The sequence below is a fragment of the Streptomyces pallidus (ex Mingjun et al. 2026) genome (genome assembly GCF_051550185.1).
Classification (GTDB): domain Bacteria; phylum Actinomycetota; class Actinomycetes; order Streptomycetales; family Streptomycetaceae; genus Streptomyces.
This window is the reverse complement of the sequence record NZ_CP196181.1, coordinates 549,584-560,724: the sequence shown is the minus strand read 5'-3', so window position 1 is coordinate 560,724 and position 11,141 is coordinate 549,584. Positions and strand designations below refer to the sequence as shown.

Below are 11,141 nucleotides of genomic sequence, written 5' to 3'. Positions count from 1 at the left end.
GGCCCGGTTCTTCCCGTTCGCAGGTTCGATTGAACTGTACCAACTCTCGACCGGTCGACTAACTGAGCTCGTTTGGAATCACGCGTCTTCAACTCGCCGTCCGTTCAACCGAATCGGTCGGCGGGGCGGTACACGGGAAGCCTCAAGGGAGCCTCAAATGCGGGTGCATTGAGCTGTTTCCGTTCTAGGGGTGGCCGGGTCGAGATTAGGGGTCGAGATGGTGGAGGAGCCGTGTCGGCCACTCGTTTAATGGTCCGGTGCGGGCCTTTGGAGCCCGGCGGGAAGCGATGGGCCCGCCCGTGTCGCCGGGCGTGGCGGACGTCGAGAGGGCGGCACATGACGACGAACCTCACCGGGAAGGTGGCCGAGCTGCACTCCCTGCGCGAGCAGGCGCGGCGTGGACCCAGTGACCGGGCGACGGAAGCCCAGCACGCGAAGGGGAAGCTGACGGCGCGCGAGCGCATCGCGCTGCTCCTCGACGAGGGTTCCTTCAAGGAGGTCGAGCAGCTGCGCCGCCACCGGGCGACGGGCTTCGGCCTGGAGGGCAGGAAGCCCTACACGGACGGTGTCGTCACCGGCTGGGGCACGGTCGAGGGCCGGACGGTCTTCGTCTACGCGCACGACTTCCGGATCTTCGGCGGCGCGCTGGGCGAGGCCCACGCCGCGAAGATCCACAAGATCATGGACATGGCCATCGCGGCCGGTGCCCCGCTGGTCTCCCTGAACGACGGCGCCGGCGCCCGTATCCAGGAGGGCGTCTCCGCGCTCGCCGGCTACGGCGGCATCTTCCAGCGCAACACCAGGGCCTCGGGCGTGATCCCGCAGATCTCGGTGATGCTCGGCCCGTGCGCGGGCGGCGCGGCGTACTCGCCGGCGCTGACCGACTTCGTGTTCATGGTCCGTGACACCTCGCAGATGTTCATCACCGGCCCCGACGTCGTGCGCGCCGTCACCGGCGAGGAGATCAGCCAGAACGGGCTGGGCGGCGCGGACGTGCACGCCGAGACCTCCGGCGTGGCGCACTTCGCGTACGACGACGAGGAGACCTGCATCTCCGAGGTGCGCTACCTCATCTCGATGCTCCCCTCCAACAACCGCGAGAACCCGCCGCGGTGCGCCGCCGCCGACCCGGCGGACCGCCGTTCGGAGGCGCTGCTCACGCTCGTGCCGGTCGACGGCAACCGCCCGTACGACATGCTGAAGGTGATCGAGGAACTCGTCGACGACGGCGACGTCCTGGAGATCCACGAGCGCTGGGCCCGCAACATCATCTGCGCCCTGGCGCGCCTGGACGGCCAGGTCGTCGGCATCGTCGCCAACCAGCCGCAGACGCTGGCCGGCGTCCTCGACATCGAGGCCTCCGAGAAGGCCGCGCGCTTCGTCCAGATGTGCGACGCCTTCAACATCCCGATCATCACCCTGCTGGACGTGCCCGGCTTCCTCCCGGGCGTCGACCAGGAGCACGGCGGCATCATCCGCCACGGCGCCAAGCTGCTCTACGCGTACTGCAACGCCACCGTCCCGCGGATCTCGCTGATCCTGCGCAAGGCCTACGGCGGCGCGTACATCGTCATGGACTCCCAGTCCATCGGCGCCGACCTCACCTACGCCTGGCCGACCAACGAGATCGCGGTCATGGGCGCCGAGGGCGCCGCCAACGTCATCTTCCGCAAGCAGATCGCGGAGGCCGAGGACCCCGAGGCCATGCGGGCGCGCATGGTCAAGGAGTACAAGGCCGAGCTGATGCACCCGTACTACGCGGCCGAACGCGGCCTCGTCGACGACGTCATCGACCCCGCCGAGACCCGCGAGACGCTGATCAGCGCCCTCGCGATGCTCCGCAGCAAGCACGCCGACCTGCCGTCCCGCAAGCACGGCAACCCGCCGCAGTGACCCCTGGAAAGGCACAGATCGCACCATGACCGCCCAGCCCAACGGCGTGACCCCGCCGCTGCCGCCGACCGAGACCGACAGGACGCTGCACTTCGCCGGTCAGGCCACGTTCGGCCGGATCCCCCGCCTCGACCAGGTGGAGAAGGCGGACATCGCCGTGGTCGGCGTCCCCTTCGACGGCGGTGTCACCTACCGCCCCGGCGCCCGCTTCGGCGGCAACGCCATCCGCGAGGCGTCCCGCACCCTGCGCCCCTACAACCCGGCGCAGGACGTCTACCCCTTCCACTACAGCCAGGTCGCGGACGCCGGAGACATCAGCGCCAACCCGTTCAACGCGGCCGAGGCGGTGGAGACCATCGAGGCCGCCGCCGACGAGCTGCTCTCCGGCGGGGCCCGGCTGATGACCCTCGGCGGCGACCACACCATCGCCCTGCCGATGCTGCGCTCCGTGGCCAGGAAGCACGGGCCGGTCGCGGTCCTGCACTTCGACGCCCACCTGGACACCTGGGACGACTACTTCGGCCAGCAGTACACCCACGGGATGCCGTTCCGCCGGGCCGTGGAGGAGGGCGTCATCGACACCTCCGCCCTCTGCCACGTCGGAACCCGGGGCCCCATCTACGGCAAGAAGGACCTCGACGAGGACGCCAAGCTCGGCTTCGGCATCGTCACCTCGGCGGACGTGATGCGCCGCGGGGTGGACGAGATAGCCCAGCAGCTGCGCGAGCGCGTCGGCGACCGGCCCCTCTACGTCTCCATCGACATCGACGTCCTGGACCCGGCGCACGCCCCCGGCACCGGCACGCCCGAGGCGGGCGGCATGACCTCCCGCGAACTCCTGGAGATCCTGCGCGGGCTGGCCGACTGCCACCTCGTCTCCGCGGACATCGTGGAGGTCGCGCCCGCGTACGACCACGCGGGCATCACCTCGATCGCGGCCTCGCACGCCGCCTACGAGCTGATCACGATCATGTCGAAGCAGATCGCCCCGGTCCGCTGGGGGATGGGCGGATAAACGTCCTGGGAGGCGCGGCCGGCACCGGTGGTGCCGGCCGCGTCGGCGTTTCGTTAAATCGCCGTTTCGAAGCCGTCAAGGCGTCGTGAACCCGCGCCTTCCGGCCGTACTCTTCCATCGGTACGGACGATGCGCCTGGATAGCCGGCGCGTTGAGTGATTTTCCGTTCCCGGCGCTCCCGTTCGCCTTTCCTCCGCTGCACGCACTCTTCTCGTCGACGAAATGCCCATAAACGCGGCGGGGATTGTCGTGAACACGATAGGAATGGCCGTCGTGAAGGCACGCTGCAGCCGAATTCCGGCCTCGCGCCCGGCCCGGATCCGGGCACCGTGGGGGAGAGCCCGGACCACCCGACCGGGCGCGGCCGGATCTCCGCGCCGCGCGGCCTTCTGGTGGTGATGTCTCCCCAGACGATGCCCGGCGGGGGCGGCCCGGTCATCGTTTCGTTCATAGAGTTCACGGGCCGCTACGGACGGGGATAACGCTCGTGGCCCCAGGCGCAGTAGGCGTACTCGTCGGAGCTGCGGACGATGCCGCAGTGGCGCTCCGGGCAGTGGGCGACCACCGGGCCGGAGTAGGCCTCCCCGAAGTGCAGTCCGCCGTCCGACGGGTGGGGGTCGTACGGGTCCGGGTACGGGTCGTGCGCCTGGGTGCCCTCGGCGTACGCCTCGTGCGCGTACGGGTCGTGCACATACGCGTACGGGTCCCCGCCCGCGCCCCAGCCGGCGCCGGGTCCCGCGTCGGAGCCCCCGCAGTCGCCCCCCAGGGAACCGGTGGCCCCGCCGTACGCGCCGGACGGGTCCATCAGCGCCGCGCCCACGACCGCGCCCGCCAGGGCGCCCGCGACCCCGCCGCAGAGCCGCTGGGCGGCGGTCCGTCCCTCGTCGCTCATCTCGAAGACATCGGCGATCGCGTCGCCGACCGCCACCCCGACCTCGCCGAACATGCGTCCGGCCACCTGGGAAACGGGTGTGGCCCAGGGCATGCTCGCACCTCCTGCGTACACCGTGCTCCTTCGACGGCATGGTCGGGGAACCAGGTGCACGGGGCACGTTCCCCTCGGCTCGCATCCCGCCCCCGAGCCACTCCCGTGGCCCGAACCTGCCCCGAGGACGACCTTCCACCCGCACGTACCCGCACTGCGGCCGCCCCCAGGACCCTGCTCCCGCACGGGTTCTGTCCAAAGCCCACCCCCGCGCCCGCTTCAGGGCTACGCTGATTCCGATGGCCGGATCGCGTGGGGGCGCCCCGGCCGATCCGACATCGGGTGGGGCTTCGGATGACGGAACTCGACGCGCTCCTCCGCCGGATGCCGGCCGCGCGCGGCCGCGCCGACCGGGAGACACTGCAACAGCTCATGCGCCGCATCGCAGGCGCCGGGAGACAGAACCAGGCCACCGCGCGCCGCACCGGCTTCGCCCGGCTGGTCTCCGCCGCCCGCGGCCGCACCGCGCGCGAACAGGCCTTCGCCCAAGGGGATGTGCTGGCCGGTCAGGCCGGACTGGTCCGGCACCTCGAACGGTTGTCGGCGCACGCGGTCGGCGTCGACGCCGACGCCGCGCGGATCGCGGGCCACCTCCGCCGCACCGACACGATCCTCGGCGCAGTCGAGCGGCGCGGCATCGAGACCGCCCGGCTCACCGCCGACCTCGCCGAAGGCCTCGCCGGGCTCGCCGAGTTCGTCGCCTTCCTGGAGACCCGCGCCGAGAAGGAGTGGGGAGCCCTCCGCGGCGCGCCCGGCACCCTCGAACGCCGGGTGGGCGTCCTGGAGGCCGCCGACGCCGCCGACACCGGAGATCCCCGGCGCCGGTCTGCCACCCGGACTCGACGGGCCGCGCGGCCCCCTCACCGCCGCGCTCCGCGCCCGCCTCGCACCCGACGACCCCGCACCGCACGCGCCCCGGACCTGGCTCCCCGCCCGGCTCGACGGCCCCGCCTACCTCCGGCACGCCGTGGACGAACAGGCCGACCACGCACTGCGCGCCCGCCGGAACGCGCACCCGTTCCCCGGAGAGGGGTGAACCGGAATGGACCCGCTCGAAGTGGCCCGCCGGGCCCGGCGGACCGGAGCACGGGCCGCGGCCCTCGCCGCCGGCCCCGAGTGGACCCGCGGCGCCCCGCTGCCCGTCCCGCCGCCGCTGGGCCTGGCGGCCCCCGCCGACGTACGGCGCCGGGCCGGCGTCGGCGACCCGCCCCCCGCCCCCGGCACCGACCGCCCCGGCGACGGCGGCGACGAGGAGAAGCCCCGGTGAACAGCTCCACCCCGGCCCCCGGAACCACCCACCGGGCCGCCACCGCCCCCCGCCCCGCCGCCCACCCCGGATCCACTGCCGCAGCCGGCGCCGGCACTCCCGGCGCCCGCTTCACCGCCGTCCTCCACGAGGCCGCCCGCGCGATCGCCGGCCGGCCCGCCCTGGAACCCGTACGCCACGCGCTCGCCGCAGCCGAGGCCCGACTGGCCGCCCGGATGCGGCTCGCCGTCGTCGGCCGCGTCAGCCAGGGCAAGTCCACCCTCGTCAACGCCCTCATCGGCCGACGTCTCGCACCGACCGGCCGCCTCGAACTGTCCTACACCGTCAACCACATCCGCCACGGCACCCCGCCCTCCCTGACCCTGCACCGCCGCGACGGCACCAGCGTCCCCGCCGACCTCGCCGAACTGGAGCGGTACGCCGTCCGCGCCGCCGAACACCGCGAGTACCTCGCCGCCATCGACCACCTGGAAGTCGTCTGCGACAGCCCCCACCTCGCCGCCTTCGACCTCGTCGACACCGCCGGCCTCGGCTCCGTGTGGCACGAGGACTCCCAGCGCACCCTGGACTTCCTGCGCCGCAGCAAGGACAGCGTCGACGAGGAGACCGCCGCCGCCACCGCCCGCGCGGACGCCCTGATGGTCGTCATGAGCGGGCGCGGCATGGCCGGCGGCGACGCCGAGCTGCTCGCCCGCTTCCTCGGCCCCCACGCCGTCCTGCGCTCCCCGGTCACCGCCGTCGGCGTCCTCACCAAGGTCGAGACGCTGTGGCCGCACGCCCCCGACCCCATGGCCGCCGCCCGCGAACTCCTCGCCCGTACGACCGCGTTCGCCGCCAACCGCCGGCTCGTCTTCGACACGGCCCCGGTGTGCGGACTCCTCGCCGAGACCGCCGCCCTCCTCGACGGGGCCGACCTCGACGCCCTCACCGCCCTCGCCGCCGTCCCCGCCCCCCGGCTGGACCGCGCCCTGCGCAACGCCGTCGTCTTCGGCGGCACCGACGACGACCCCCTGCCCCTGACCGCCGCCGAGCGCCGGGCTCTGTACCGCCGCTTCAGCGGGTACGGACTCCACAGCGCCGTACGCCTCATCCGCGAGGGGGCCACGACCGCAGCCGAACTCCGCACCGCACTCTCCGCCCTCTCCGGCATCGAGGCCCTGCGCCGCACCGTCACCGGCCACTTCGGGCACCGCTCCGAAGCCGTCAAGATCCAGGGCGCCGTGGGAGCCGTCTGCGAAACCGCCCGGGGCCTGCGCCCCACCCTCGACGCCGAGGACCGGCACGCCGCCGACGCGGTGGACCGCCTCCTCACCGGATTCCTCGCCCGTGAACCGGCCCTGGGCGAACTGGACGTGCTGCACCGGCTCGCCACCGGCGCCCTCCGCCTCGGCCCCGAAGACCGCGAACAGGTCCTCGCCCTGGTCGGCGCCCGGGGCCGGGACGTCCACTCCCGCCTCGGCCTGCCGCCCGACACCCCCCTCGACACCGCCCGGCGCCGCGCCCTGGACCTGGCCGCGGCCTGGCTGCCCCGCACCGCCGCCGGCTTCCCCGGCGGGGACAGGGCCGCGGCCCGCCTCCTGCACGCCCGCTGCCAGAACCTCCTCGCCCGCATCGACGCCGCACGAAGCCACCTGGAGGACCCCCGGTGACCCAGCCGTACGAGCAGGACGGCGGCAGCCCCCGTACGCCCCCGCACGCCCCGGCCGAGCACATCCTCGTCGTCGACCTCGGCACCACCGTCACCACGGCCACCCTCCTCATGGGCCCCGAAGCGCAGCCCATCCCCGACCCGGTCGCGGGCGCCCGCTCCTGGCCGAGCCGTTCCCCCTCGGCGACGGCCTGGTGTGCGACCCGTCCGGGCGGTTCCTGACCGTGGGGATCGGCACCCGGACGGTGCTGGTGCTCCACCTGCCCGGCCTGGAACCGGCCGCTGTGACCGGGCTGCTCGCCGAGCCCTTCACGGAACGCACCCGCGGAGGAACTGCCCTCCTAGAAAGGCGCCCAGGGCGGCCAGGTGCCGGGCTCAGGGGCAGGGCCGGCCCGTGCGGGCGACGGCGGGCCGCTTCCGCCCCGCCGCATGCGGCCGCCCCGGGGCTCGTCGATCCGCGGGACCGCCGTCACACCGCGGGCGACGACTCCGCGATGCGGTAGCGCCGGTACGCGCTGGCGAGCGGGCGCCGGTGCCGGTCGGTGAACACCCCGTGGACCTCGTACGTGCCGGCGGCGGCGTGTCCGACGGGCAGACGCTCGGGCTGGAGGTGGATCTCATAGGGGCCGCCGGCCCTGAAGCCGCCGAGCTGGGTCTCCTGCGCCGCCTCGACGGTGCCGTCCCGGACCCGGGTCTCGGTGTAGGCGAGCCCGTCCACGTCGCGGCCCAGCCGGAAGACGAGGCACAGCGTGACCAGCGCCCCCTCGGGTAGTTCGACCGGGTCGGACCGCTCCGGGTGCGCGCTTCCCGGGCGGCCCGGGCAGCCCTCGTGCTCGGTCAGCAGGGCCATGTCCACGAGTTGGAAGTCGGTGTTCCGTGATGCGTCCATGCTGCGCCCCTGCCCCGGGGGACCGCCAGGAAACGAAGCACGGCGGCCGCGGGTGTCGGCCCCGCCGGGCCGGGGCAGGCGCGGCAGCGCGAAGGAGGTGCGGTCATGGCAGGCAGCATGCGGGACAAGCAGCAGCAGCCCGGAACGGGCCGCGAGGAGCAGATCCACGAGGTACCGGCGCCGGCGGACCCCGGGCCGGCCGACGAACCGCGGCGGAAGGACCGCCCGCGCGGCCACCGCCCGCCCCAGGACCGGCGGTGGAGCACCGCCCCCCGGGAGGACTGACACGGCCCCGGTCCCTGACCCGCCGAAGGAGGCGGTGTCGGCGGGCAACGCTCCCGGGCCGTGCCGGGCCGGGGCGTTGTGCGAAACGTGGTGCGAAACACTGCGGCCGGACCGCTTCCGGGACCAGGGAGCGGGCAGGCGGGTGCACCCGCCGGTGCCGCACCGGCGGGGCACCGACGCGAGCGGGGCGTACCCATGGACGGGCCCGGCAGTGCCAGGCCCCGGGACGGCTGCGCGCCCAGGCGGCGGGACTGCGTGACGGGGACGTCGACCGCGTGCGCGCGTCCTGGAGGAGACGGACGGGACGCGCATCGGGATCCGCGTTCCGGCCCCGGCCGCGGAGCAGTACCGGCTCTCCTGCGTCGACACGGCCGCGGTCGGTGCGGGCGAACTGGAACTCCCGGGCACGCTGCACTTCACCAGCGGTCCGCCGGAGCCCTGGGCCGTGGTGCGGGCCGCGGCCCGGCAGGTCGTACCCGACTCACGGCGGACCGTGCGGTTCACCGGGCCCGCCCCGGCCGACGAGGCCCGGGCCGCCCTGTGGCGGCGCACCGCCGAGTTCGTACGCCGCTCCCCGCTCGGCCGGGAGGCGCCCGTACCTCCGCTCGTCCTCGGGAGGGCGGACGGCTGCTGGCCGCGACCGCACTGGAGGTGTTCCCCCACGACGGCGTCGCGCACCCCCTCGACCCGCCGGAGGGCCGGACCGGGACATCGGCCTGGTGGACACCGCCGGGTCGGTGCCGGTGCCCCCAGGACCCTGCAGTACGCCTTCGCGCGGCACGCCGCGACCACGCCGCTCGCCTGCCTGCGCCGGGTGCGCCTCGCCCAGGTGCACGCCGAGTTGACGGCGGCCGCCCCGGCCGACGGCGGCGCCATGGTCACCGAGGTCGCCGCGCGCTGGGGGCATCAGCCACGCCGGCCGCTTCGCGGCGGCCTGCCGGAACGCGTACGGCGCCTCGCCCTCGCAGACCCTGCGGTCCCCCTCGACGGCTGACCCCGGCGGCCCGCGCATGCCCGGGCGGGTGACAACGGACGATACGTCCGTACACCCTCCGGCATCACCCCCGGTGAGGGTGGCCCGGAGCGGAGGCGGACCACAGCGGGGAGGTGGGGGGTGTGGTCGACGACGCACCGGTCGGTGACGGTCCGGCGCGCCGTTCCCTGAACGGGGTGTGGCTGGCGGTCGCGCGGGAGATCACGGCGGCGCTCGACGGCGTCCCCGCGGAACAGGCGCCCGAACGGTTGTGCGGCGACCCCACGGCCCTGCGCCTGGCGGAGATCCAGTTCCCCCTCGGGGAGGGCCCCGGCGTCAGCGCGGCGGAGGTCTTCGCCCCCGTCCTCGCGCCCGACCTGGCCACCGACGCCAGGCGGTGGCCGCTGTTCGTGCCGCAGGCCCTGCTCGGATGCCGAGCCGACGAGGCGCTCCCGTTGCGCGCCCGGGCCTTCCGCGAGGGACGGACGGCCGCCGAGGTCGCATGCCGTCATGCACCGCAGGATCCACTTCGACGAGAGTGACTAGTTCCAAGCCCGCAGGGACGGGAAGCAGGCGACCCGACATGACCGCGAACAGCAGCTGGCCAGGGCATTCGTCAGCCTGACGGACACGCTCGCGCCCGACTTCGACCACCTGGGCCTCTTCGACGGACTGATCGGCCACTGCGTGGACCTGCTCGACGCCGACGCGGGCGGTGTGATGATGGGCGACGCCCGCGGGGGACTGCGCATCATGGCAGCCTCGGGCGAGGAAGCGGTACTCCTCGAACTGCTCCAGCTGCGGACGGGCAGCGGGCCGTGCGTGGACTGCTACCACAGCGGTCAGCCGCTCCCGGTCCCCGACCTGGCGGCGGAGCGCCGGCGCTGGCCCGAGCTGTCCGCCGCCGCCCTGGAGGTCGGCTACCAGTCCTCCCAGACCGTCCCGCTCCGCCTCCACGACCACGTCATCGGCGCGCTGACGCTGTTCCGCCGCGCCACGGGCACGCTGCGGCCCGAGGAGATCGAACTCGCCCAGGCACTCGCTGACTCCGCCGCGCTGTCCCTGCCGCACTGGAGTGCCGACCCCGTCCCCGCGGCCGAGGTGCTCACGAAGACGCAGGCCGCGATCGCGTACAAGAACGCCCTCGATCGCCAAGGGCATGGTCGCCGAGCACGCCCGGGAGCCTGCAAGAGGCCTCGCAGTTGCTGCGCGACTACGCGGTGCGCCACCAGGTGTCCATCGCGGACACCGTGCACGGGCTCGTGGCGCGCACCCTCGACCTCGACCGGATCACCGCCCTACCGCAGCCGTGAACCCGCAGCCGTGAACCCGCAGCCGTGAACCCGCAGCCGTGAACCCGCGGCCGGGGGCCCTGCGCCCGTCTGCCGTCAGCCCTGCCCCCGCGGCCGGGCCCGCTGAGTCCCCGCGAGGGCACGGACGGCGACCTGCAGGTCGGCCACCAGGCCGCGGTACGCGGCGTCCCGGTCCGGCGCGCGGAGCACGGCGGACGGATGCACGGTGACCAGCACCTGGGCCTCGGGCAGACCCGGACGTCCGTCCCGCCCGTCGGCTCCCGGGAGTGACTCCAGCGTGCCCCGGTGGTCACCGAGCCGGAAGGGCCCGCCGAGGAGCGCCCGCCCGGCGGTCGCGCCCAGGGCCACCACCAGGCGTGGCCGGACCGAGGCCAGCTCCGCCACCAGCCACGGCCGGCAGGCGGTCATCTCCCGCAGGCTCGGGGCCTTGTGGATCCGTCGTTTCCCGCCCTCGGGAACGGTGAACTTGAAGTGCTTCACCGCGTTCGTGAAGTAGACCGAGGACTCGTCGAGGCCGACCTCGCCCAGGGCCCGGCGCAACAGGACGCCCGCCGGGCCGACGAACGGCTCGCCGGCCCTGTCCTCCCGGTCCCCGGGCTGCTCGCCCACCAGGACGACCGGGGCCCTGCGCGGGCCCGCCCCGAAGACCGTCTGCGTCGCGTCCTCGTGCAGGGGGCAGCCGCGGCAGGAGGACGCGGCCCTGCGCAGCTCGCCGAGGTCGCGCGTGTCCGGAACGAACGGTCCGGCGTCGTGGTCCGGCCCCCCTGCCGCGGCGGCACTCCGTCCGCCGCCTTCCGCGTGCTGAGCTCGCTGCCGCACGCCACTCACCTCCGTCGGGTCCACCGGAGGGCGCGCCCGGGCGGCACCGGGGGT

General features: G+C 74.5%; 13 protein-coding genes. 9 read left to right on the top strand and 4 right to left on the bottom strand.

From position 1 onward, the window contains the following. The first annotated feature begins 336 nt into the window (after window positions 1–336). The gene (locus ACSHWO_RS02860; protein ID WP_438309912.1) at window positions 337–1,893 is read left to right on the top strand and encodes an acyl-CoA carboxylase subunit beta; all 1,557 of its coding nucleotides are present in this window, start codon (window positions 337–339) and stop codon (window positions 1,891–1,893) included. Between the two features lie 25 nt (window positions 1,894–1,918). Then, window positions 1,919–2,908 (top strand): agmatinase, encoded by a 990-nt coding sequence (gene speB, locus ACSHWO_RS02855; protein WP_361101341.1) that lies wholly within the window; start codon window positions 1,919–1,921, stop codon window positions 2,906–2,908. A gap of 466 nt (window positions 2,909–3,374) precedes the next feature. On the opposite strand, the gene ACSHWO_RS02850 is transcribed toward speB, so the two are convergent. Then, window positions 3,375–3,893, bottom strand: a complete 519-nt coding sequence (locus ACSHWO_RS02850; RefSeq protein WP_438309911.1) for a hypothetical protein — start codon at window positions 3,891–3,893, stop codon at window positions 3,375–3,377. A 225-nt stretch (window positions 3,894–4,118) separates the two neighbouring features. Continuing rightward, window positions 4,119–4,757 (bottom strand): hypothetical protein, encoded by a 639-nt coding sequence (locus ACSHWO_RS02845; protein WP_438309910.1) that lies wholly within the window; start codon window positions 4,755–4,757, stop codon window positions 4,119–4,121. Window positions 4,758–4,935: 178 nt separating this feature from the next. On the opposite strand from ACSHWO_RS02845, the gene ACSHWO_RS02840 reads away from it, so the two are divergent. The 3 genes from ACSHWO_RS02840 to ACSHWO_RS02830 are packed head-to-tail and all read left to right on the top strand — an operon-like array spanning window position 4,936 to window position 7,030. Continuing rightward, window positions 4,936–5,160, top strand: a complete 225-nt coding sequence (locus ACSHWO_RS02840) for a hypothetical protein (RefSeq protein WP_438309909.1) — start codon at window positions 4,936–4,938, stop codon at window positions 5,158–5,160. Then, window positions 5,157–6,809, top strand: a complete 1,653-nt coding sequence (locus tag ACSHWO_RS02835; RefSeq protein ID WP_438309908.1) for a dynamin family protein — start codon at window positions 5,157–5,159, stop codon at window positions 6,807–6,809. The genes ACSHWO_RS02840 and ACSHWO_RS02835 overlap by 4 nt, the downstream gene beginning before the upstream one ends. Beyond that, on the top strand, window positions 6,806–7,030 hold the full coding sequence (locus tag ACSHWO_RS02830) for a hypothetical protein (RefSeq protein WP_438309907.1): 225 nt from the start codon (window positions 6,806–6,808) through the stop codon (window positions 7,028–7,030). Before ACSHWO_RS02835 ends, ACSHWO_RS02830 begins: the two co-directional genes overlap by 4 nt. A gap of 247 nt (window positions 7,031–7,277) precedes the next feature. Here ACSHWO_RS02830 and ACSHWO_RS02825 read toward each other — a convergent pair whose 3' ends face one another. Then, the gene (locus ACSHWO_RS02825; protein ID WP_438309906.1) at window positions 7,278–7,697 is read right to left on the bottom strand and encodes a hypothetical protein; all 420 of its coding nucleotides are present in this window, start codon (window positions 7,695–7,697) and stop codon (window positions 7,278–7,280) included. A gap of 105 nt (window positions 7,698–7,802) precedes the next feature. Here ACSHWO_RS02825 and ACSHWO_RS02820 point away from each other — a divergent pair, with 105 nt between their 5' ends. The 4 genes from ACSHWO_RS02820 (at window position 7,803) to ACSHWO_RS02805 (ending at window position 10,296) form a co-directional block, all read left to right on the top strand. After that, window positions 7,803–7,982 (top strand): hypothetical protein, encoded by a 180-nt coding sequence (locus tag ACSHWO_RS02820; RefSeq protein ID WP_438309905.1) that lies wholly within the window; start codon window positions 7,803–7,805, stop codon window positions 7,980–7,982. 445 nt (window positions 7,983–8,427) lie between these two features. Then, window positions 8,428–8,976, top strand: a complete 549-nt coding sequence (locus ACSHWO_RS02815) for a hypothetical protein (RefSeq protein ID WP_438309904.1) — start codon at window positions 8,428–8,430, stop codon at window positions 8,974–8,976. 122 nt (window positions 8,977–9,098) lie between these two features. After that, window positions 9,099–9,497, top strand: coding sequence for a hypothetical protein (locus ACSHWO_RS02810; RefSeq protein WP_438309903.1), 399 nt, complete (start codon window positions 9,099–9,101; stop codon window positions 9,495–9,497). 58 nt (window positions 9,498–9,555) lie between these two features. Next, the gene (locus ACSHWO_RS02805) at window positions 9,556–10,296 is read left to right on the top strand and encodes a GAF domain-containing protein (protein ID WP_438318877.1); all 741 of its coding nucleotides are present in this window, start codon (window positions 9,556–9,558) and stop codon (window positions 10,294–10,296) included. 47 nt (window positions 10,297–10,343) lie between these two features. Here the strand turns inward: ACSHWO_RS02805 and ACSHWO_RS02800 are convergent, their stop codons facing one another. After that, window positions 10,344–11,087: a UdgX family uracil-DNA binding protein gene (locus ACSHWO_RS02800; protein WP_438309902.1), complete on the bottom strand. Its 744-nt coding sequence runs from the start codon at window positions 11,085–11,087 to the stop codon at window positions 10,344–10,346. Window positions 11,088–11,141: the final 54 nt, after the last annotated feature.

Excerpts from the sequence above, each read along its gene's own strand:
- ACSHWO_RS02850 (WP_438309911.1), bottom strand. The coding sequence starts at position 3,893 with ATGCCCTGGGCCACACCCGTTTCCCAGGTGGCCGGACGCATGTTCGGC.
- speB (WP_361101341.1), top strand. The coding sequence starts at position 1,919 with ATGACCGCCCAGCCCAACGGCGTGACCCCGCCGCTGCCGCCGACCGAG.
- ACSHWO_RS02825 (WP_438309906.1), bottom strand. The coding sequence starts at position 7,697 with ATGGACGCATCACGGAACACCGACTTCCAACTCGTGGACATGGCCCTG.
- ACSHWO_RS02840 (WP_438309909.1), top strand. The coding sequence starts at position 4,936 with ATGGACCCGCTCGAAGTGGCCCGCCGGGCCCGGCGGACCGGAGCACGG.
- ACSHWO_RS02860 (WP_438309912.1), top strand. The coding sequence starts at position 337 with ATGACGACGAACCTCACCGGGAAGGTGGCCGAGCTGCACTCCCTGCGC.
- ACSHWO_RS02820 (WP_438309905.1), top strand. The coding sequence starts at position 7,803 with ATGGCAGGCAGCATGCGGGACAAGCAGCAGCAGCCCGGAACGGGCCGC.